The organism is Paraburkholderia sp. GAS333, assembly GCF_050435665.1.
Taxonomy (GTDB): domain Bacteria; phylum Pseudomonadota; class Gammaproteobacteria; order Burkholderiales; family Burkholderiaceae; genus Paraburkholderia; species Paraburkholderia fungorum_A.
This window is the reverse complement of record NZ_JBNDKS010000003.1, coordinates 174,407-195,198: the sequence shown is the minus strand read 5'-3', so window position 1 is coordinate 195,198 and position 20,792 is coordinate 174,407. Positions and strand designations below refer to the sequence as shown.

Annotated in this window: 18 protein-coding genes; 8 read left to right on the top strand and 10 right to left on the bottom strand. The window is 60.1% G+C overall.

Annotated elements, in window-relative coordinates:
• Nucleotides 1–6: 6 nt before the first annotated feature.
• From catC to ABH945_RS16715, 3 genes are all read right to left on the bottom strand, one after another.
• The gene (gene catC, locus ABH945_RS16725; RefSeq protein WP_074769480.1) at nucleotides 7–285 is read right to left on the bottom strand and encodes a muconolactone Delta-isomerase; all 279 of its coding nucleotides are present in this window, start codon (nucleotides 283–285) and stop codon (nucleotides 7–9) included.
• Nucleotides 286–381: 96 nt separating this feature from the next.
• Complete coding sequence (locus ABH945_RS16720) at nucleotides 382–1,509, bottom strand: muconate/chloromuconate family cycloisomerase (RefSeq protein ID WP_074769478.1); 1,128 nt, start codon at nucleotides 1,507–1,509, stop codon at nucleotides 382–384.
• 105 nt (nucleotides 1,510–1,614) lie between these two features.
• On the bottom strand, nucleotides 1,615–2,538 hold the full coding sequence (locus tag ABH945_RS16715) for a LysR family transcriptional regulator (RefSeq protein ID WP_429251228.1): 924 nt from the start codon (nucleotides 2,536–2,538) through the stop codon (nucleotides 1,615–1,617).
• A 175-nt stretch (nucleotides 2,539–2,713) separates the two neighbouring features.
• Here ABH945_RS16715 and catA point away from each other — a divergent pair, with 175 nt between their 5' ends.
• The 7 genes from catA to ABH945_RS16680 all read left to right on the top strand — a co-directional run bounded on the left by catA (nucleotide 2,714) and on the right by ABH945_RS16680 (nucleotide 10,360).
• Nucleotides 2,714–3,649: a catechol 1,2-dioxygenase gene (gene catA / locus ABH945_RS16710; protein ID WP_429251227.1), complete on the top strand. Its 936-nt coding sequence runs from the start codon at nucleotides 2,714–2,716 to the stop codon at nucleotides 3,647–3,649.
• A gap of 118 nt (nucleotides 3,650–3,767) precedes the next feature.
• Nucleotides 3,768–5,126: a Rieske 2Fe-2S domain-containing protein gene (locus ABH945_RS16705; protein WP_074769472.1), complete on the top strand. Its 1,359-nt coding sequence runs from the start codon at nucleotides 3,768–3,770 to the stop codon at nucleotides 5,124–5,126.
• Entirely contained in the window at nucleotides 5,123–5,611 is a 489-nt protein-coding gene (gene benB, locus ABH945_RS16700) for a benzoate 1,2-dioxygenase small subunit (protein WP_074769470.1), read from the top strand. Before ABH945_RS16705 ends, benB begins: the two co-directional genes overlap by 4 nt.
• A 40-nt stretch (nucleotides 5,612–5,651) precedes the next feature.
• A complete protein-coding gene (benC, locus tag ABH945_RS16695; protein WP_429251226.1) occupies nucleotides 5,652–6,674 on the top strand; it encodes a benzoate 1,2-dioxygenase electron transfer component BenC in 1,023 nt (340 codons plus the stop codon).
• Nucleotides 6,671–7,447, top strand: a complete 777-nt coding sequence (gene benD, locus ABH945_RS16690; RefSeq protein WP_429251225.1) for a benzoate diol dehydrogenase BenD — start codon at nucleotides 6,671–6,673, stop codon at nucleotides 7,445–7,447. Before benC ends, benD begins: the two co-directional genes overlap by 4 nt.
• A gap of 79 nt (nucleotides 7,448–7,526) precedes the next feature.
• The gene (locus ABH945_RS16685) at nucleotides 7,527–8,783 is read left to right on the top strand and encodes a GTPase (RefSeq protein WP_429251224.1); all 1,257 of its coding nucleotides are present in this window, start codon (nucleotides 7,527–7,529) and stop codon (nucleotides 8,781–8,783) included.
• Nucleotides 8,780–10,360, top strand: coding sequence for a GTPase (locus ABH945_RS16680; RefSeq protein WP_429251223.1), 1,581 nt, complete (start codon nucleotides 8,780–8,782; stop codon nucleotides 10,358–10,360). The genes ABH945_RS16685 and ABH945_RS16680 overlap by 4 nt, the downstream gene beginning before the upstream one ends.
• Nucleotides 10,361–10,467: 107 nt before the next feature.
• Here ABH945_RS16680 and ABH945_RS16675 read toward each other — a convergent pair whose 3' ends face one another.
• A complete protein-coding gene (locus ABH945_RS16675; RefSeq protein WP_429251222.1) occupies nucleotides 10,468–12,834 on the bottom strand; it encodes a DNA polymerase II in 2,367 nt (788 codons plus the stop codon).
• Nucleotides 12,835–13,058: 224 nt separating this feature from the next.
• Between ABH945_RS16675 and ABH945_RS16670 the strand changes: the two genes are divergently transcribed.
• Entirely contained in the window at nucleotides 13,059–13,484 is a 426-nt protein-coding gene (locus ABH945_RS16670) for a PRC-barrel domain-containing protein (RefSeq protein ID WP_074769446.1), read from the top strand.
• Nucleotides 13,485–13,573: 89 nt separating this feature from the next.
• Here ABH945_RS16670 and ABH945_RS16665 read toward each other — a convergent pair whose 3' ends face one another.
• The 6 genes from ABH945_RS16665 to ABH945_RS16640 form a co-directional block, all read right to left on the bottom strand.
• Nucleotides 13,574–14,584, bottom strand: coding sequence for a DUF2891 domain-containing protein (locus ABH945_RS16665; RefSeq protein ID WP_074769444.1), 1,011 nt, complete (start codon nucleotides 14,582–14,584; stop codon nucleotides 13,574–13,576).
• Between the two features lie 16 nt (nucleotides 14,585–14,600).
• On the bottom strand, nucleotides 14,601–15,551 hold the full coding sequence (locus tag ABH945_RS16660) for a DUF979 domain-containing protein (protein WP_074771161.1): 951 nt from the start codon (nucleotides 15,549–15,551) through the stop codon (nucleotides 14,601–14,603).
• On the bottom strand, nucleotides 15,551–16,240 hold the full coding sequence (locus ABH945_RS16655) for a DUF969 domain-containing protein (protein ID WP_429251221.1): 690 nt from the start codon (nucleotides 16,238–16,240) through the stop codon (nucleotides 15,551–15,553). The genes ABH945_RS16660 and ABH945_RS16655 overlap by 1 nt, the downstream gene beginning before the upstream one ends.
• Nucleotides 16,241–16,504: 264 nt before the next feature.
• On the bottom strand, nucleotides 16,505–17,836 hold the full coding sequence (locus ABH945_RS16650) for an NAD(P)/FAD-dependent oxidoreductase (protein WP_429251220.1): 1,332 nt from the start codon (nucleotides 17,834–17,836) through the stop codon (nucleotides 16,505–16,507).
• Nucleotides 17,836–19,128 carry an NAD(P)/FAD-dependent oxidoreductase gene (locus ABH945_RS16645; protein WP_429251219.1) on the bottom strand — a complete coding sequence of 431 codons (1,293 nt, stop codon included), beginning with the start codon at nucleotides 19,126–19,128 and terminating at the stop codon, nucleotides 17,836–17,838. The genes ABH945_RS16650 and ABH945_RS16645 overlap by 1 nt, the downstream gene beginning before the upstream one ends.
• A 69-nt stretch (nucleotides 19,129–19,197) precedes the next feature.
• Complete coding sequence (locus ABH945_RS16640) at nucleotides 19,198–20,766, bottom strand: DUF3138 family protein (RefSeq protein ID WP_074769436.1); 1,569 nt, start codon at nucleotides 20,764–20,766, stop codon at nucleotides 19,198–19,200.
• Nucleotides 20,767–20,792 lie beyond the last annotated feature (26 nt).

Here is a 20,792-nt window from a genome sequence, read left to right as displayed (position 1 = left end):
GCCTTATCAGCGTATCGAAGAAGGATGACGCGCGAGCGCCGTTACCTTCATCGTCATATACGGGAAAAGCGGCAAACCGGAAAGAATCGTGTGAAGCTCGTCGTTCGATTCAACATCGAACACGCTGTAATTCGCGTACTCGCCGACGACACGATGCAACTGCTGCCACTTCCCTTGCCGTTGCAATTCCTGCGAGTAAGCCTTTTCGCGCGCCTTGATTTCGTCGGCCTGAGCGGCGGGCATATCGTGCGGCAGATGTACGTCCATTCTTACGAGATAAAGCATTGTCTTCCTCTGCGAAATAAGGCAAATGAGACGCTCCCGCAGGCTAGCAAAGCGGGAGAAGTCGGCGTGAGCGGTTTTGCGTCGCGCTAGTGGCAGTCAGCTTTTCTTGTCGCGACGATAGAAGGCGAGCTTGTCTTCGTCGATATGAAGACCCAGGCCCGGACCCTCCGGCAAATGAAGGTCGAAGTCCCGATATTGCGGCCGCGCCGTGACGATATCGTCCTTCACGAGCAGCGGCCCGAATAGTTCGGTACCCCAGGCAAGTTGCGGCAGCGCGCAGAATCCATGTGCCGACGCAATCGATCCAATGCTGCCTTCGAGCATCGTGCCGCCATACAGCGAGATACCTGCCGCATCCGCGATAGCTGCTGCGCGCATCATTCCGTAGATACCGCCAGACTTCGCGATCTTCAACGCGAACACGTCGGCACATGCGTCGCGTGCGAGTTCGAGCGCGTCTTCCGGGCCGGTCACGGCTTCGTCTGCCATGATCGGCACGATGAAGCGCGCGGCCAGCCTCGCGAGCGCGCCGCGCTGCTCGCGAGGTGTCGGCTGCTCGATCAGGTCGATGCCGGCGGCTTCGAGCGCCGCGATGCCGAGCGTCGCGTCAACTTCACTCCAGGCCTGATTCACGTCGACCGTGACCTTCGCGCGATCGCCGAGCGCCGCCTTGATCTTCGATACGTGAGCGACGTCGTCACGCACGCTGCGGCGGCCGATCTTCAGTTTGAACGTGTTATGGCGGCGTTCGGCGAGGAGCGTCTCCGCTTCCTCGATATCCCGTTGCGTGTCGCCGCTCGCGAGCGTCCAGAGAACGGGGAGCGTCTTGCGCACAGCGCCGCCCAGCAATGTCGATACGGGCACGCCCAGGCGTTTGCCCTGCGCATCGAGTAAAGCGGTTTCGATCGCGCATTTGGCGAAGCGGTTGCCTTTCGCGACCTTGTTCAGCTTGAGCATCGCGCTGTTGATATTGGTCGCGTCCTGGCCGATGACCGCCGGTGCAAGGTAGGTGTCGATAGTCAGCTTGATGCCTTCAGGACTCTCGTCACCGTACGACAGCCCGCCGATCGTGGTGGCTTCGCCAAGACCTTCGATGCCGTCGCTGGAACGCAGCCGGACGATGACGAGAGTTTGCTGCTGCATCGTCGCCATGGCTAGCTGATGCGCGCGAATGGTCGGGAGATCGACCAGAATCGCTTCGACGGAGGTGATTTGCGGGTTCATACCTTGGGTGACGGAGTGGATGAGTTGCTGCAGTATTGCCCGCGCAATAATCGGCTGTCCAACACCATTAACGTCTAGTGCGATACCGCAGAGGTATGGCGGCAGTCACGGAGCCCGCTCGACGCGAGCTGTGTAGGGGATATCTTCTTCCTCGTACAGTCGGTACACGAGTTCGAGCATTTCGCGGATGTCGCGCGATTCGTCGAGCGCGCGCATGCTCATGATGATCGGCGACACCAGCGTCGGGTCGTCCAGTTCCTTGTAGCTCACGTCGTCGCGCTTGAGGCCGTTCACGCTGCTCGGAACAATGGAAATGCCCTCGCCCGCCGCCACGAGTCCCAGCGCGATCTGCAATTCGCGCACTTCGTAAATCTTGCGCGGCTTCAGCGCGCGGTCGTGAAAGGCCGCGAGCACCTGGTCCGCGTAACTGGGGCGGGGCGACTTCGGGAAAATGATCAGCGTTTCGTTAGTCAGATCGCGCAGGGCCACAACGGGTTTCGCCGTGGAAAGCGGATGGCCCTCCGGCAACGCCACGATCATCTTCTCTTCGCGGAGAATCACCCGGCGGATGTTCGGGTCCTCCAGCCGGATACGGCCGAAACCGACGTCGATCCGGCCGTCCTTCAGCGCCCGGATCTGGTCCATCGTCGACATTTCGTGCAGGCTCAACTCGACGGTCGCATTCTGGTCGCGAAAGCGCCGGATGATTTTTGGCAGCATTCCATACAGTGTCGACCCGACGAACCCGACCGACAGACTCCGCTCGATATTGCCCACACGGCGGGTCATGGATTCGAGATCGGCGGTCTGCGCGAGCAACTGGGCGGCATGCGAGTAGAAGAACTTGCCGGTCTCCGTCAGCTTCAGCGGACGTGAATTGCGCTCCAGTAACTGGACGCCGAGCGTCTCTTCGAGTTGCTGGATCTGACGGCTTAAAGGCGGCTGCGCGATGTTGAGCCGCTGCGCCGCACGCGTGAAATTGCGTTCCTCGGCCACCGCGACGAAATAACGAAGATGCCGCAGTTCCATTTCAATACCTCCTGGATATAGCCCGATACCAAATCAGTGTTGGACGCGGCTTTGTACTGTCCATTATTCTGCATTCACACTCTGTTTCAGCACCCAATTATACCTTTCAGACATATCTAAGCGTGTGCCGGATCAAGGGTTAACCCCCACCATAAATAGAGATTCAGGAGCAGACATGAGCGTCAAAGTGTTCGATACGAAGGAAGTGCAGGACCTGTTGAAGGCCGCTGCCAACCTCGGAAGCCAGGACGGCAATGCTCGCGCGAAGCAGATCGTCAATCGCCTGCTGGGCGACCTGTTCAAGGCCATCGACGAGCTCGACATGACGCCCGATGAAATCTGGGCGGGTGTCCACTACTTCAACAAGCTGGGCCAGGACGGCGAAGCCGCGTTGCTCGCCGCCGGTCTCGGTCTGGAAAAATTCCTCGACATCCGGATGGACGCCGAAGACAAGGCCGCCGACATCATCGGCGGCACGGCCCGTACGATTGAAGGTCCGTTGTACGTCGCCGGCGCACCGGTGCGTGACGGCGTAGCGAAGCTCGACGTCAACCCGGACGAGGATGCAGGACCGCTGGTCATTCGCGGCACGGTGACGGGTCCTGACGGCAAGCCCGTCGCGGGCGCGGTGGTCGAATGCTGGCACGCCAACTCGAAGGGCTTCTATTCGCATTTCGACCCGACGGGCGCGCAGAGCGAGTTCAATCTGCGTGGCGCGGTGAGCACGGGTGCCGACGGCAAGTACGAATTCCGCACGCTGATGCCGGTCGGCTACGGCTGCCCGCCGCACGGCGCGACGCAGCAGTTGCTGAACGTGCTGGCGCGTCATGGCAACCGTCCCGCGCACGTTCACTTCTTCGCCACCAGCGACAAATACCGCAAGCTGACCACGCAGATCAACATCGAAGGCGATCCGCTGATCTGGGACGACTTCGCGTACGCCACCCGTGAAGATCTGATTCCGCACGTCGTTGAAAAGACCGGCGGCCTGGCGCTCGGCATGAAGGCCGACGCGTATAAGGAAATCGAGTTCAACATCGGGTTGACGCCGCTGGTGCAGGGCAAGGACAACCAGCTCGTCAATCGTCTGCGCGCGTCCGCGACAGCCTGAGCGTCCGACGCGCTCACGCGGCTGCACCGTCGTACCCCTGCTGCCGCTCAATTCTCCGCCCATTTTTTTCTACACCGATGCGCGTGCTCCGTGAGGAGTACGCGTAGGGAGAACACTTATGTCTGCCACTATCGACAAAGCCCAGCAGCTGGATGAACTGCTGAATACCGCCGTTCAGGATGACAGGGAAAACGGCGTATTCCGTTGCCGCCGCGACATCTTTACCAACGCCGATCTGTTCGAACTCGAGATGAAACATATCTTCGAGAGCAATTGGGTTTATCTCGCGCATGAGAGCCAGATTCCCGAGAACAACGATTACTACACGACATGGATTGGCCGCCAGCCAATCGTCGTCACGCGTGACAAGACCGGCGAACTGCACGCGGTGATCAACGCATGCGCGCATAAGGGCGCGATGCTGTGCCGCAAGAAGCACGGCAATAAAGGCACTTTCACGTGTCCGTTTCACGGCTGGAGTTTTGCCAATACCGGCAAGCTGCTGAAAGTGAAAGATGTGAAAACCACTGAATATCCGGTGCAATTCAATACCAACGGTTCACACGATCTGAAGAAAGTCGCGCGCTTCCAGAGCTATCGCGGCTTCCTGTTCGGCAGCCTGAATGCGGACGCGATGCCGCTGGAAGACTACCTCGGCGAGACTAAAGTGATCATCGATCAGATCGTCGATCAGGCCGCCAACGGACTCGAAGTATTGCGCGGCAATTCGTCGTATATCTACGACGGCAACTGGAAAATGCAGATGGAAAACGGCTGCGACGGCTACCACGTCAGCACCGTGCACTGGAACTATGCCGCGACGATGGACCGTCGCAAGGTCGACGGCACGAAGGCCGTGGATGCGAATAGCTGGAGCAAATCGGTGGCCGGTGTGTACGGCTTCGACCACGGCCACATTCTGCTGTGGACAAAAACGATGAACCCGGAAGTGCGGCCGGTCTATCAATACCGCGACGAGATCAAGGCGCGCGTGGGCGAGGTGCAGGCGGATTTCATCGTCAACCAGACGCGCAACCTGTGTCTGTATCCGAATGTGTTTTTGATGGACCAGTTCAGCACGCAGATTCGCGTGGTGCGTCCCATCAGCGTCGACAAGACGGAAGTCAGTATTTTCTGCTTTGCGCCGAAGGGCGAGAGCGCAGCCGACCGGGCGACCCGCATCCGTCAATACGAAGATTTCTTCAACGTCTCGGGTATGGGCACCGCCGACGATCTCGAAGAATTTCGCGCCTGCCAGGCCGGTTATGCGGGCACTACTGCGCTGTGGAACGATCTGTCGCGCGGCGCGCCGTTGTGGGTCGAAGGCGCGGACGCGAATGCGAAGACGATGGGTCTGAAGCCGCGCATTTCCGGCGAGCGCAGCGAAGACGAAGGCTTGTTCGTCTGCCAGCACGAATACTGGGTACATGTCATGCGCGACGCGCTGAAAAAAGAACACGCGGAGGTGCCGGCATGAGCTTCGACTACCAGAAAATCTGCGCGATGCTGTATCGCGAAGCGCGTCTGCTCGACGACCGTCAATGGGACGACTGGCTCGCCTGCTACACCGAAGACGTCACCTACTGGATGCCGGCATGGGACGACGACGATCGGCTCACCGACGACCACGAGAGCCAGATTTCGCTGATGTACTACCCGGATCGCGGCGGCCTGGAAGACCGCGTGTTTCGCATCAAGACCGAACGAAGCGGTGCTTCGATGCCCGAGCCGCGCACCAGCCACAACGTCACCAACGTTGAGGTGCTGGCTGCGCGCGATAACGAAGTGGACGTGCGCTACAACTTCAACACGCTCAGCCATCGGTATAAAAGCACTGATCAGTTCTTCGGCACGATGTTCGTCACGCTGCGAAAGGTCGACGATGCCCTGCTGATTTCGTACAAGCGAATCGTATTGAAGAACGACTATATCCGCCAGGTGCTCGACGTTTATCACGTTTGATAACGGGTATCTGAAGGAAACAGGAAGACCAGGAGGCAAGATGTCCAGCTACAACATTGCACTGAATTTCGAAGATGGCGTGACCCGCTTCGTCACCTGCAAAGCGGGTGAAAAAGTACTCGACGCCGCCTTTCGCGCGAAGATCAACCTGCCGATGGATTGCTCCGACGGCGTGTGCGGCACCTGCAAATGCCGCGCCGAAAGCGGGCGTTACGATCTCGGCGATGACTATATCGAAGACGCGCTGAGCGAAGACGAGAAAGACAGCGGGCTCGTCCTCACGTGTCAGATGGTGCCGAAAAGCGATTGTGTGATCGCGGTGCCGGCATCTTCAACGGCTTGCAAAACCGCGCAGAGTAAATTCGCCGCGACAGTTTCGAAGGTGGAGCAGCACAACGACGCGGCGGTCGTACTCGAACTTGACGTGGACACAGCAGCGCCAGTATTCCTGCCGGGGCAGTACGTGAATATCGACGTGCCAGGCAGCGGGCAGCATCGCTCGTATTCGTTTTCGTCGGCGCCGGGCGAGTCGAAAATCAGCTTTCTGATCAAGCGAATCAGTGGCGGCGTGATGAGCACCTGGCTCGAATCGGCGCAGCCGGGCAGCCAGGTCGAGTTGACCGGGCCGCTCGGCAGTTTCTATTTGCGCACCGTGGAGCGGCCATTGCTGTTTCTCGCGGGCGGCACGGGCCTTGCACCGTTTCTGTCGATGCTGGAAGTACTCGCACGCACTCATGCACAGCAGAAGGTTCATCTGATTTACGGCGTGACGCGCGATCTCGATCTGGTGCAGGTCGACGCCATTGAAGCTTACGCAGAGAGGCTGCCGAATTTCAGTTTCAGCACGGTCGTCGCCGATGCGCAATCGTCACACCCGCGCAAAGGTTGGGTCACGCAGCACATGCCGGCCGAAGCGTTGAACGACGGTGACGTCGATGTTTATCTGTGCGGGCCGCCGCCGATGGTCGATGCCGTGCGCAAGCATTTCGACGACACCGGCGTGAAGCCGAACAGCTTCCACTATGAGAAGTTCACACCCAATGCAGCGACGGCGGCCGTATGAGCGTGCAACGATTCGCGGGCAAGGTGATGGTCGTGACCGGGGCGGCGCAGGGCATCGGCCGTGGTGTGGCGTTGCGTGCGGCTGCCGAGGGCGCGAAGGTGCTGTTCGTCGATCGCGCGGATTTCGTCGGCGAAGTGGCTGCTGAAGCGAATACGGCCGACACAGCGGGTATCGTCGCCGACCTGGAAACCTACGAAGGCGCGGCATCGGCGATGGCGTTTGCGGCGAGCCGGTTTGGCGGCATCGATATTCTGATCAACGGCGTGGGCGGCGCGATTCGCATGCGCCCGTTTGCCGAATTCGAGCCCGCGCAGATCGACGCGGAAATTCGCCGCTCGCTGATGCCGACGCTGTATGCGTGCCATGCGGTGTTGCCGCATCTGCTGAAGCGGGGTGGTGGAACGATTGTCAATGTGTCGTCGAATGCGACGCGCGGTATTCGACGCGTTCCGTATTCGGCAGCCAAGGGTGGCGTCAATGCGATGACCCAGTCGCTCGCGATGGAATACGCGGAGCACAATATTCGCGTGGTCGCCACGGCGCCAGGCGGGACCGATGCGCCGCCGCGACGCGTGCCGCGCAACAGCGCCGGCGATAGTCAGCAGGAAAAAAGGTGGATGGGCGAAGCGGTAAAACAGGTGACCGATTCCACCTTTTTGAAGCGCTATGGCAGTATCGACGAACAGGTCGCGCCGATTCTGTTTCTCGCGTCGGACGAAGCGGGGTATATCACGGGTACGGTATTGCCGGTGGCCGGTGGCGATACGGGCTGAACGAGGCTGACATAAGTGAAGCGTCGAGATTGAACAATAAACCGGAGACGACAGGTGGCGATAAGCGAAGGAGTGCGCTTTGTCTGACGAAATTCGCAAGCAGGCAACTCGCGATGTGATATCTGTTTTGCCCGGCCGGGCTGACGACATCACGCGTCTCGTCACGTTGATCGAGAACGGTAAACCCATCGTCACCGTCATCGGAAAGTACAACCACGGTAAGAGTCGCCTGCTAAACGAACTGATCGGCCGCGACATTTTTTCGGTGGCCGACAGGCGAGAAACGGTGAGACTCGCCGATAACGTTCATAACAGCGTGCGCTGGCTCGACGCTCCGGGTCTCGATGCAGACGTCGGCACCGAAGACGACCGCCACGCTTTTCACGCCGCGTGGTTGAAGGCGGATATTCGCCTGTTCGTGCATGCTGCCAAAGAGGGCGAACTCGACGCCCGCGAATTGGCATTGCTCGACGAACTGCACGCCGACGGTGACCGGACGCAACGGGCGACCCTGTTCGTGCTTTCGCAGATCGATCAGTTGGCCGACGACGCAGAGTTGCAGAAAGTCGGCAACACGATTGCCGCGCAATTGCCGGGCATGACGCTGCACGCCGTGTCGGCGGTGCGCCATCGCAAAGGGGCGGACGAGGGCAAAAAGCTGATGCTGGAGAAAAGCGGCATGCCGTCGTTGCGCGTCCTGCTCGACGCGGCACTTGCTCGTGTGCCACAAGCGCGAGTGCATGAAACCGCGCTGCTGTTCGGCGAAATCCGCGCAGAACTCGAAGCGCTTCTCGCCGTGCAGAACCAGACGCGCGATGCGTTGATCCAGTTACAGAGTCGCCAGCAACTGGAATTCTCGGAAGGGCTGAAAGGCGTGATCGGCAAAGTGAGCGTCGATATCGAGGCCATGCTGGATGCGCTCGGAACTGACCACGCGATCATCCCGGACTCCGCGAAAGATGCGTACGCGATCACCGCCGGGAAGCTGGAACGCGCGCACATCCAGATCGCTTACTCGCGCGCGTGCATCGCAATCGACAGCTTTCTGGCCGGGCACGGCGTCATTGGATTGCCCGTCGAGCAGGAAACCGTCGCGCGCGCACTCAACTCCGTGATGGTTGCGGTGATGGGCGTGTCGGTCAAGTTTCGCAAAGACCTGCGCAGGATGTTCTGCGAGCCTGCTGGCAGGGAGCGGATGCAGCGTGATTTCACTCGCTACTACGAGTTGTCTGCGGACAGAAAAGCGCTGGCGGCGCAAATCGCGGATGTCGAATCGACGGTCGTCGCTTGCGGTAATGCGTTGTCCGCATTGCACTCGCTGGAGGCATTCGCATGAAGGCGGACGTGACCAGCGAGCAACGCTTCATCGCCGATGTCGATGCATTCGAGTTCATCGACAGCGAACTCGAGACCATCCTGCATCTGCTCGAAGACTGGCTCGCGCGACTCACTACCACTCTGCAATTGCAGCACCTCACGAGTGCCGGATTGACGCAGCACAACTCATTGGCGACGCTCGCAGAAGCCACCAACACGTTGCTGCGAAATAGTGTGCCTGCATGGGCGCAGCAATGGGCCAATCTGAAACCGGCCCAGGCGCTGGCCGAATCTTTCGACGACAAAGCACTGCTGCTGGTCTTCGGCAAGTTCAACGCGGGGAAGAGTTCATTCTGCAATTTTCTCGCCGATCGCTTTGCGGCATACAGTAAGACGGTCGAATATTTCTATCTGGATGGCGGTCGTATCGTCGCGACCCCGGAGCGTTTCAGTGAAGGCGTCACGGAAACCACGGCACGAATGCAAGGCGTGTGTCTCGGCGGAAAACTCGTGCTCGTCGATACACCGGGTCTGCATTCCGCGACACCCGACAACGCGGCGTTGACCCAACGCTTCACGGATAGCGCCGACGGTGTGTTGTGGCTGACCAGTTCCACGTCACCGGGGCAGGTGCAGGAACTGGACGAACTCGGCCGTGAACTGCATCGGAACAAGCCGCTTTTGCCGGTCGTCACGCGAAGCGACGTGTACGAAGAGGACGAGATCGACGGTGAAATTCGAAAGTGTCTGCGCGGTAAAAGTGCGCAGAATCGCGCCGAACAGGAGAACGACGTCAAGGCCCGCGCGGAGGAAAAACTCGTAGCAATGGGCGTGTCGACCAGTCTGCTGAAATCTCCTGTGTCGATCTCTGCATACCTCGCGCGTGCGCAAAATCAAACACCGGCAGCAATGATCGAGTCGGGATTCGAAAGGCTTTACGACGCGCTTCTCGATGTCGCCGAGGCGACGCTCGCGTATAAGCGGCGCAAGCTGGCCGAGATGTTTCTGCATCATCTGGAAGAGAACGTGTTGGGGACGTTATGTGTCGACGCAATGTCGATGCTTGCGCAATTGCAGTCGTTGTCGGCGGCGGCGCTAGATGATCTCGAACGACAGCAGGAACACATCATTCGATCGGTGTGGCGCAGTGTGGTAGCGGCGTTGCCCGATTTGCTGGAACAACATTCGGCGACGCGCGATGTCAACGCAATCTGCAATAGCCTGTCGCAATCCGTCACTGCTTCGTTTTCGTGCGAAGTGAATCAGCGGTTGGGCGATTACGTCATTGAGCCGGAGGCCAGCGCGGCCGGAATCGAGCCAGGTGAAGATGCGCAATTCGAGGATATCGTGATCGAATCCGATACGACGTCGGGCCCGATACGCAAAGTGGTTGGTGTCGACTATCAGCGCCTTCATGCCGCGCTCGGCAAAGCGATTCAACAGCACATCGTGCAACTGTCCAGTCATGCTGTGGGGCAGTGCAATGCGTCGATCAAACAATTGATGCAACGCGCGAGCTCTCTGCAAGATTCCCTGCAAATGCACGAAAGCGATTTGCTCAGCCTGAAGGCAAAACTGCGAGCCGACTTTGCCTGAACCGAACAAATAGCCGCATGATCAATTCCGCTCATCGTTAAGCGGGTATCGGCTGTACGACACGCAGCAGTAGTCCAAACGCCGTCTTCTCCATCGTGAGAAGGCGGCTAGAACAACTGCCGTTGCCCCGACATCAGCGTCGTGAAGTCATCGCGCAGTAGTGGCAGGATTGCATCGGCGACGGGTTGCAACTGCCGCGTCAAATAGTGTTCGTAGTCGATTGCGGAGCGCAGTGTTTCCAATGGCTCCGGCCCCGTGACTGTCATCACGTAGCTGATCCAGCCGCCGTTCTGGTACTGCAAAGGGCGCCCCTGCCGCTGGTTGAATTCGTCGGCGACACGGGCCGCGCGAACATGAGGCGGAACATTGCGCTCGTAATCGCCTAGCGATCGGCGTAGACGTTTGCGATACACCAACTGATCATCGAGCTTGCCGTCCAGCGTGTCGCGCACATAGTCGCGAACATAGTCCTGATACGGCTGCTGTTTGAAAATGCGCTTGTATAGTTCCTGCTGAAACTGCTGCGCGAGCGGCGTCCAGTCGGTGCGTACCGTTTCGAGTCCTTTGTAGACGATCTCTTCCGTGCCGTCCGGCAAAACGGTGAGACCCGCGTAGCGCTTCTTGCTGCCTTCCTCCGCGCCGCGAATCGTGGGCATGAAAAAGCGCTGATAATGCCGCTCGAACTGCAATTCCAGCGCACTGTCGAGCCCGAACCTTTCGCGCAGACTCTGCTTCCACCATGCATTGATATGTTCGACCAGCGCGCGGCCGATAAGGCCCGCGTCTTCGTCGTTATGTGCGTGTTTCAGCCAGACGAAAGTCGAATCGGTGTCGCCGTAGATCACTTCATAACCCGCAGCGGTAATCAATTCGCGCGTCTTGTGCATGATCTCGTGGCCGCGCATCGTGATCGACGACGCGAGACGCGGGTCGAAAAAGCGGCAGCCGGTAGAGCCCAATACGCCATAGAAGGCGTTCATGATGATCTTCAGCGCCTGCGATAAAGGCTTGTTGTTCTCGCGTTTGGCCGTTTCCCGGCCTTGCCAGACCTGTCCGACGATCGACGGCAGACAGTGGTTGAGACGCGAAAAGCGTGCGCCGAGAAATCCTGGTACCGAGTGGTCGTCATCCGGTTTCAACATGCCTTGCACGAGGCCGACCGGATCGATCAGAAACGTGCGGATAATCGACGGATACAGGCTCTTGTAGTCGAGCACCAGCACCGAATCGTAGAGACCGGGACGCGAATCCATCACGAAACCGCCGGGGCTCGCCGCACCGGCTACATCGCCGAGATTGGGCGCGACGTAACCGAGCCGATGCATACGCGGCATGTACAGGTGCGTGAATGCGGCAACCGATCCGCCGCTGCGATCCGCGGGCAAACCGGTCACGCTGGCGCGTTCCAGAAGAAACGGCAGCAACTCCGTCTTCGCGAAGATGCGCGTGACGAGTTCGCAATCTTTCAGGTTGTACTGCGCGAGCGCCGGTTTGTCTTCGTCGAAACGGCGCTGGATTTCATCCATGCGCTGATACGGATTGTCGATCGACTTGCCTTCGCCGAGCACCGAGCGCGCGACATATTCGAGGCTGAACGAAGGAAAACTCCACGTCGCGGAACGCAGCGCTTCAATGCCGTCGATAATCAAACGTCCCGCTGCGCCCGCAAAAAAATGATTCTGCGTCAGACCATGCTCGCGCCATTCCATCACCGCGCCGCCGCGTCCGAGCCGCAACGGTACGCGATATTGTTCGGAATGCTGCTGCAGCACGCGCAAATCGAACTGCACCAGATTCCAGCCGATGATCGCATCGGGGTCGTGCCGCTCCATCCACGTATTCAGTTTTTCGAGCAACTGTGCACGGGTTTCGCAGTATTCGAGCGCGAAGTCGATTGCGCCTGCGTCGCCGTTCGGTGGCCCGAGCATGTACACCTGACGCTGCCCGCACCCTTCGAGTGCAATCGAATAAAGCTCGGCGTGCGCGCTGGTTTCGATGTCGAGCGACACCAGTTTCAACGGCGGACGGTAACCGCTGGCCGGTTTCAGTTCGCTGTTGAGCAACGGGCCGTGCTTCTGCGATTCACCGCTGAACCACACGGGCGCGGTGATGAATCGCTCCATCATGTAGCGTTCGGGCGGGAAGACATCGGCTTCGTAGACATCGACGCCGCCGCTTTTCAGGCGTTTATCGAAGCCTGTCAGTTGCCGGTACTGCGGGCAGTAGAGTCCCATGACCGGCCGGTGCTGGAAGTCGCACAGTTCGAGCGGACGCAGATCGAGTGGCGCTTCGCGGCGCAGGATCGTTTCGGCGCGCTCGCGATGTTCGACGGGAATGAAGGCCACCGAAGGCTGGGGCCGCAGACGGATGTGACGAGGCCCGCTGTCCGTTGCCAGCCAGAAATCCACTTCGGTGCCGGCGGGTGTGTCCCGCCAGTGTCGGGTCAGAATGAAACCCTGCTCAAGCTCTGTCAAACCGCCACCTCTAAACAGGCATCATCGCCTGGTGCGATTTTACCGCCATGCGTGCCGGGCGGTGAGCGTGTTCGTGGCATCAGGCGGGCCGTGTCGCCGGGGCGTGGTCGTTGGTATGCCCCCCTTACTGCAGCCGCAGCGTGCAGTCTGTATGATCGTGCTGCAACGATTTATTTGGCGCGGAACGCGCGCCGGTCAAACCCCTCAGGAACGGAGTGAACGAAATGACGTTGGGCAAATTATTTGTTGTCGTCGCGGTAGCAGCAACCAGCCTGGGTGCTCACGCGCAAGTCGCGGGCACGCAGCCGCTGAGCGTCACGGTCGAGCAGTCCACCGCGCTGTTGAACGGCTGGAGCGTGAAGAAGAGCATCCTCGGCAAGACCGTGTACAACGACCAGAACGAGAAGATCGGTACGGTGCGCGATCTGGTGGTTGCACCGGACGGCTCGCTGTCGGCAGCGATCGTGTCGGCGGGCGGCTTCCTCGGCGTGGCGTCGCATGACGTTGCGGTGCCGATCGCCGCGCTGGACATTCGCGGCGGCAATTTCTATCTGGCCGGCGCTACCAAAGACGCGCTGAAGGCCACGCCGCAGTTCCAGTACAACAAGGTTCAGGCGCCGCCGAAGCCGAAGAAGGTCGCGGACCAGTAATAGTCGAAGTAATCGCCCGAACGGCGATTAGCGATGGCGAGGCCTCCATGCGAGGCCTCGTTTTTTTGAGCATTTGAATTACGTTTCGATCACGCTTCGAGAGCCAGCGTCGCAAAAGTGCCCAGCCAGTGTTCGCCCATATAGTCGCCGGCCACATGCGCCAAAGCGCTTTGCAGATGACGTTCGGCGGTATCGAATAGCACCGTCCTGCGGATATCGCCAGCGGGCAGCGCGCGCGCCAGCGAACGTTGGCACCATGCACGGCTCAGATTCAACCCGTCCAGATGCGCAATCTTGCCGTCGGTACGGTCCGTGACCGTCACCGGCTCGAACAAGGTTGCGGGCTTTTGCGCGCCGAGGTCCGGCAGAAAGCGTCCGAACCATTCGATGAATTGCGCAGGCGGCAGCACGCGGCGCATCAACTCCGCTTCCATCAGCGACGGCGACAGGAATTCGTCACCGGCCGGTTCCCACGCCTGACACGCGACGTCGTCGATAAACCAGCGCTCGGCGGTATTCACGATCAACGCTTCGAGCGATTCACGCGAAGTTTGACGCGCGAAATCCAGCGTGAGCGACAACGCAAACGCCATATTGAAGTGCGTTCCGACGCGCAACGGGTAGGTCGCTTTCGGCAGGAACTCCTCGAAGCGTTCGACAAAGGCTTCGGTAAGCGGCGCAAAAATCTTCGACCAGCGCGCGGCATCCGCGAGTTTTAGCGAATTGAGTTGCGCGCTGAGTGCAAGCAGCCAGGCCCAGCCATACGGCCGCTCGAAGCCACGATTGTGCGGCAGGTCGAGATACGCCAGTTCGCCCGCAACATTGGCCTCGGTGAAATGCTCGTCGACCACGGCGACGATGCGTGCCGCCTCGGGCAGATCCGGAAAACGGTCGAGCAGATGCAGGATCAGCCAGTAGCCGTGCACGCACGAATGCCAGTCGTAACTGCCGTAAAAAATCGGATGCAGCGCTCGCGGACCCTGCACGTCCTGCGGCCCCGCGAGCGAATGCGTCAGCTTGTTCGGATATTCGCGCGTCAGATGAGAGAGCGCGAGATTGGCGAATCGCGACGCGAGTTCGGGAGTGAGTTGAAGGGTCATCGGCGGCTCCTCGGAATCAAAAGCGGAATACAAGCGCGTACAACAGTATGGTATTGACGATCAGCAATAGCAAAGCGGTCGGCCATTGCGCCTTGATCACGCCATTCTGATCTTTCAGTTCCAGCAGCGCTGCGGGCACGATATTGAAGTTCGCGGCCATTGGAGTCATCAAAGTGCCGCAGAAGCCGCACAGCATGCCGATAGCGCCGAGAATGGCGGGGTTGCCGTTGAACTGATGCACGATCAGCGGCAGGCCGATGCCCGCAGTCATGACCGGAAACGCGGCGAACGCGTTGCCCATGATCATCGTGAAGATCGCCATGCCGAACGTGTAGGCGGCGACCACGGCAAAGGCGGAGTCGACGGGAATCCAGGCTTTTACGAGGTCGGAAACGACATGGCCCACGCCGGCCACCGCGAATAACGCGCCGAGCGCGGCCAGCATCTGCGGAAGAATCGCGGCCCAGCCGACGGTGTCCATCGTATGTCGTGCGTCTTTCAACGCGTGCACCGGCGAATCGCGCAACATGAACAGCGCGGTGCCGAACGCGACCAGCGTGCCCAATACCAGCGAAATCAGCGTGACGTTCTTCGCTTCGACAAAAGGCGCGTATTTCAGCGTCAACGTGCCGAGCAACGTGATGACCGGAATCAGCAGCGCGGGAATGAACAGCTTGTTGCCGAAGCGTTGAGCTTTTGCTTCGCGGCGCGCGGCGGCCGCCTCGCTCGTGCTGTCCGTTTTGCCTTTGCCGAGTTTGCCGGACCCGGCGATCAACGCGAGCGCAATCGCGAGGCAGCCCATCACGAAGTGCGGCAATTCTCCGCCGAACATGAAGGTAATCGCGTAGATGCCCCAGAACAAAAAGTTGACGACGCGGCGCGGATTCGTGCGGTCCTGCAGATTGAACAGCGCGAACGCGGCGAACATCAAACCGGCCAAAACATAGAGGGATTCGAGTTTGATCATCATCGCGCGGCACCTCGTCCCAGTGCATTCATCTTGTGCGACAGGTTACGGTCGAGCAGCATCAGGCGGATCAGATGAATCACGAGTGCGGCAACGGCGGTAGGGATCGCCCAGACGGACACGTGCAACGGCTCGACCACGATGCCGTTCTGTTCGAGAAAGCCCTTGATCAGCAGGATCGACTGGATCGCGATGAAAATGTCCTCGCCGAAAAACACCGCGATGTTGTCGACTGCCGACGCATTCGCGCGAATCTGCTGGCGCACCGCGTCGGGTAATTCGCCGTAGCGGTTCGCGGCGGCCGCTTCGGCCATCGGCGCGATGAGCGGGCGCACCATCTGCGCATGACCGCCGAGCGACGTGAGGCCGAGCGCGGCGGTGACCTGGCGGATCACGAAATACAGCATCAGCACGCGGCCGGTGGTGGCGGCATGCAGGCGTGAAATGAGGTGCCTGGCCTGTTCCTTGAGACCATTGCGTTCGAGTAGCGCGATGACCGGCAACGTGAGCCAGATGAGGCCCATGTAGCGGTTATCCGCGAACGCTTTGCCGAATGCGCTGACGATCTCCACTGGATTCAGACCGCCAGCCACGCCGGTCGCGATGCCCGCGATGGTCACGACCAGTAGCGCGTTGAAACGCAATGCGAAGCCGAGTACGACGATCGGCACGCCAATCAAAACCCACATCCCGTTCTCCTTGCCATGTCGTGGCGATCCGTTGCCGCGTGGTTTCTGCCGCACGGGCGACGAAATCTAACACGATAATTTATCGATAAATAGTCGGTAAATTATTGATTCCGGGTAAACGCCAGGCACAGGGGCGAAACAGGGGGAGGGAGCGGTGTGAGTGACGGAGAAGGGCTTTTTTAAGTCTTAAACCGGGAGACTGCCGCGATGACTCGTCGGAGCGGCGCGCGTGCGTTAGCCGTGCACGCGGCGCCGGATAGTGCTCTAGAACAGTTCCATGATCCGGTGATACATCATCCCAAGCTCCAGTGCCGGACCGCGCAGCGCAGGGCCGCCCGGAAAGCGCGCATGCCGCAATCGCGCGAACAGGTCGAACGTGCCGGCGTCTCCAGCCATGGCTTTTGCCACGCTGCGCGCGCCGATTCCCGTCAACGCGACACCGTGCCCCGAAAAGCCCTGTACGTAGTAATAATTCGGATCGATCGAACCGAAGTCCGGCGCGCGATTACGCGTGACGTCGACAAAACCGCCCCACGCGTAGTCGATCCGCACATCGCCGAGTTGCGGAAAGACGTCGATCATCCGCTGACGAATCTGGTCGCTGAGTTGCATCGGCGATGCGCCGCCCGAACTGGCGCGTCCGCCAAACAGCACGCGATGGTCCGCCGATAAACGAAAATAATCGAGGAAGAAGTTGTTGTCGCAGATTGCCTCGCGTTGACGGATCAACGCATCGGCGCGCTCCTGGCCGAGCGGTTCTGTCGCGACGATGTACGACGCGATGGGTGCGATCCGGGCGGCTACGGTTGCGGGCAAAACGTCGCCGATGGTCGCGTTGCCGCAAGCCGCGACGAACCGGCAGCGCACTTCGCCAGCCGCTGTCCGCACGACAGGACGCGTGCCTCTCACCACTTCGACGACCGGCGAATGCGCGAACAATTGCGCGCCTTCACGGCGAGCGGCGTCAGCGAGGCCCAGGCAATATTTCAGCGGATGCAGATGCCCGGACAGCGGATCGTAGACGCCCGCGAGGTAACGCCGCGACGCGACCCGTGAGCGGATCTCGTCGGTATCGAGCCAGGCGAGTTTGTCGTAGCCCCAGCGCCGCGACGCCGACTCCATCCACGCACGCAGATCGGGCACGCGTTTGGGTTTGGTCGCGACCGTCAGATAGCCTGGCGTGAAGTCGCAATCGATGCCGTACCGCGCGATACGCTCGCGCACCAGCGCCACGCCTTCCACCGACAGCGCCCACGCGGCGCGCGCGCCGTCATTGCCGAGTTGCTGCTCGATGACATCGTCTTTTGCGAATCCCACGAGCGTCTGTCCGCCGTTGCGTCCCGACGCGCCCCAGCCCGGCCGGTGTGCATCGAGCACGATCACCGACATGCCGCGCGCGCGGCATTCCAGCGCCACCGACAGGCCCGAGAAGCCCGCGCCGATCACGCAGACATCGGCCTCCAGCGCGCCGGACAGAACTGGATCGTCGGCGGCTGGGCGCGTTGCGCTCGCTTCATAGTAGGAGTTGGCGACCAGCGCATCGGCGCGCTGGTCGAGCGAGACAGTCGAGTTGAAGCGGAAAGTCGAAGCATTCATCAAAGCAGATCCTTCATTCGATACCAGGCCATCGCGAGCACGAGGGCAGGGGTACGCAGCATAGCGCCACCCGGAAAATCACGGTGACGAATCTTGCCGAACAGATCGAAGCGCGATGCCTGACCGTCGATCGCTTCGGCAATCAGTTTGCCCGCGAGTCCGGTCGTGTTGACACCGTGCCCTGAGAATCCCTGGGCGAAGTAAACGGTAGGCGAGTGGCGGCCGAAATGCGGCGCGCGGTTCATCGTGATATCGACAAAACCGCCCCACGCATAGTCGATTCTGACATCGTGGAGTTGTGGGAAGGTCTTCAGCATATCGCGGCGCATCGCTTCGCCGAGGTCGCGCGGCGCGAGCGTCGAATAGCTGACCTTGCCGCCCCATAGCAAGCGGTTGTCCGGCGCGGGGCGAAAATAGTCGAGTACGAAACGGCTGTCGCACACGGCGGCTTTGGCGGGCATCAGTGCTTCGGCGCGGTCGGCGTCGAGCGGCTCGGTGGCGATGACGTAGGTGCCGACCGGCATGATTTTTTTCGCGACGTCGGGCGCGAGCTTGCCGAGCCAGGTATTGCAGGCCAGCACGACAAATCGGGAACGCACACTGCCACGCGCAGTTTGCGCGACCTGCAGGCCGTTTTCTTCACGCAACGCGTTCACGCAGCTATCTTCGAAGATGCGCACACCCGCTTCACGTGCCGCGCGCGCAAGACCGAGCGTGTAGTTGAGCGGGTGCAGATGACCGCTCTGCGCATCGAACAGACCACCCAGATAGCGATCGGATTGCACGTAGTTGCCGAGTTCGTCCGCATCGACGTAATGAAAGCTGTCGTAGCCAAAGCGCTGTTGCGCTTCGTCGCGCCATTGCTTCAGCGCATCGGCGTCACGCGGTTTGTTCGCGGCGGTCAGATAACCGAAGCTCAGATCACAATCGATCCGGTGTTTCGCCACACGCTCCTTCACGATGTCTAGCGTTTCTATGCCCATATCCCAGACGCGCTTCACGTCTTCTTCGGGCATGAACTTCGCGAACGTATCGATACCGCAGGCAAAGCCACCTATCAACTGTCCGCCGTTGCGCCCGCTGGCCGCCCATCCCACTTTCGACGCTTCGAGCACCACGACCGAATAGCCGCGCTCGGCCAGATTCAAAGCGGTAGAAATGCCGGTCAGCCCCGCGCCGATCACGCAAACGTCGACGTTCAGCGTTTCTTCTAGCGAGGGATGGCGAGTGGCGTCGTTGGCGGTGGCCGCGTAATACGAGGGGACGTGTGACTGATTCGAGAATCGGAGCATAGGCGCGAATACAAAAGAGCCTGAATGCGCGGCCTTTCATCAAACAGGCCGCGCGTCAGGCAATACGGGTTAGAACGAGTAGATGAACTGTGTCGCGAGCAGGTCGTTCGACTTGCCGTACGAACCGTCGCTCTTCAGGAACACCTGCTTGTTGGCCCAGTCATGGCGATATTCGACTTTGACCGTGATCTGCTGGGTCGGGAAGAACAGCAGATCGAGTGCAACGTCCTGACGCGTAGCGCCTTTACACTCGAAGCCGAAGCCGCCGCCGGCCTTCGAAGCGGCGAGACAGTCCGCGCCGATACCGAAACCGTTAGACGTGTCCATGCCGTTCGAATTCAGCGCAATGCCGCCACCGCCACCGCCATTCTTGCTATCGACCAGCACGTCATAACGCGCCGTCATGCCCATGCGGCCCAGCATCGGCAGATTGAACTTGCGGTGCGCGAGCAGCGACAGGCCGTACCACTGCGCCTGGCCGCCGTTGAACGCCGCGTTCTGCTGCTGACCGTAGTCGATTTCGGCGTTGTACTGCACGTCGGCGAGCAGGTAGGTCAGGTCGGCTTCGGTGAAGAAGAACGTACCGCCCGAGCTAGGCGACTGTCCGCCTACACCATAGGAAACCGCACCCGTATCCGCATTGATCGCGCTCGGCAGCGTCTGACGGCCAATATTGAACGAGCCGCCGATATCCAGTGCGCTCGACCACGTGTAGTCGGTGCGTGCGGTGAAGCTCGGAATCTTGTTGCTGGTGGTGATCGGATCGCCCAGCGCATTGGTGCCGGTCTGCGTGATCGCGCCGAACGTGCGGTACTGTTCGTTGCCGAGGAAGAACTTCCACGCCCAGTCACCCTTCGTATAGTTCGCGCCGATCCCGACGTAGCTGCCCGGGTCCGAGAAGTCATACAGCAGGTTGTGCGTGAGCGTGAGCATCTGGTTCGACTGCTGCACTTCATAACCGCCGAAGCTCGGAATCAAACCGGTGACGAGCGTAGTCGTCGCCGTCAACGGCACGTTGACGACAGCCGTGTTCAGGATGTTGTTGCCGATGTCGCCGTGCGAGTTTTGCAGCAGCGTAATACCGTTGCCGCGGTTCGGCATCAGCGTGACTTCCGCCGACGGCGCCATCGGCCCGACACCGAAGGTCTTCTTGATGTCGAGGTACAGATCGCCGAACGTGCTGTTGTAGTACGTGTACGCGTTTTCGTGGTTCGCGAACAGGAACGACGAACTGCTTTGCGCGCGGTTGTAGATGTAGGTCGGATCGATATAGCCTGTTACCGACAGGCCCGCGATCGGCCCGGTCTGCGCCGCGTCTTCGAGCGAGTCCACCTTCAGTTGCTGATTGGCGATCTGCTGCTTCATCGTGGTGACTTCGTCGTTGGTCAGCGTGGCCTGCGCGCGGCCATAATCAGGCGACGAAATATCCACTGGCGCGGCTGCTACCGCTGGGGCCACGGGTACTGCCGCCGTGGCCGCCTTCGGCTTGGTAGCGACTTCGGCCCGCAACTGCTTCACCTCCTTTTGCAGTGCATTCAACTGGGCCTGCAGCGCCTTGATCTGGTCGCTGGTGGTATCTGCGAAGGCCATGCCAGGCAGACTCCCCGCCACCAACAGACAGATGAGCTTCTTTCTCATGCAAATTCTCCTTATTGGTCGTATTG

Bases quoted from the DNA above. Each gene is read 5' to 3' on its own strand.
- catC (WP_074769480.1), bottom strand. From the start codon at position 285: ATGCTTTATCTCGTAAGAATGGACGTACATCTGCCGCACGATATGCCC.
- ABH945_RS16720 (WP_074769478.1), bottom strand. From the start codon at position 1,509: ATGAACCCGCAAATCACCTCCGTCGAAGCGATTCTGGTCGATCTCCCG.
- ABH945_RS16715 (WP_429251228.1), bottom strand. From the start codon at position 2,538: ATGGAACTGCGGCATCTTCGTTATTTCGTCGCGGTGGCCGAGGAACGC.
- catA (WP_429251227.1), top strand. From the start codon at position 2,714: ATGAGCGTCAAAGTGTTCGATACGAAGGAAGTGCAGGACCTGTTGAAG.
- ABH945_RS16705 (WP_074769472.1), top strand. From the start codon at position 3,768: ATGTCTGCCACTATCGACAAAGCCCAGCAGCTGGATGAACTGCTGAAT.
- benB (WP_074769470.1), top strand. From the start codon at position 5,123: ATGAGCTTCGACTACCAGAAAATCTGCGCGATGCTGTATCGCGAAGCG.
- benC (WP_429251226.1), top strand. From the start codon at position 5,652: ATGTCCAGCTACAACATTGCACTGAATTTCGAAGATGGCGTGACCCGC.
- benD (WP_429251225.1), top strand. From the start codon at position 6,671: ATGAGCGTGCAACGATTCGCGGGCAAGGTGATGGTCGTGACCGGGGCG.
- ABH945_RS16680 (WP_429251223.1), top strand. From the start codon at position 8,780: ATGAAGGCGGACGTGACCAGCGAGCAACGCTTCATCGCCGATGTCGAT.
- ABH945_RS16670 (WP_074769446.1), top strand. From the start codon at position 13,059: ATGACGTTGGGCAAATTATTTGTTGTCGTCGCGGTAGCAGCAACCAGC.
- ABH945_RS16665 (WP_074769444.1), bottom strand. From the start codon at position 14,584: ATGACCCTTCAACTCACTCCCGAACTCGCGTCGCGATTCGCCAATCTC.
- ABH945_RS16660 (WP_074771161.1), bottom strand. From the start codon at position 15,551: ATGATCAAACTCGAATCCCTCTATGTTTTGGCCGGTTTGATGTTCGCC.
- ABH945_RS16655 (WP_429251221.1), bottom strand. From the start codon at position 16,240: ATGTGGGTTTTGATTGGCGTGCCGATCGTCGTACTCGGCTTCGCATTG.
- ABH945_RS16650 (WP_429251220.1), bottom strand. From the start codon at position 17,836: ATGAATGCTTCGACTTTCCGCTTCAACTCGACTGTCTCGCTCGACCAG.
- ABH945_RS16645 (WP_429251219.1), bottom strand. From the start codon at position 19,128: ATGCTCCGATTCTCGAATCAGTCACACGTCCCCTCGTATTACGCGGCC.
- ABH945_RS16640 (WP_074769436.1), bottom strand. From the start codon at position 20,766: ATGAGAAAGAAGCTCATCTGTCTGTTGGTGGCGGGGAGTCTGCCTGGC.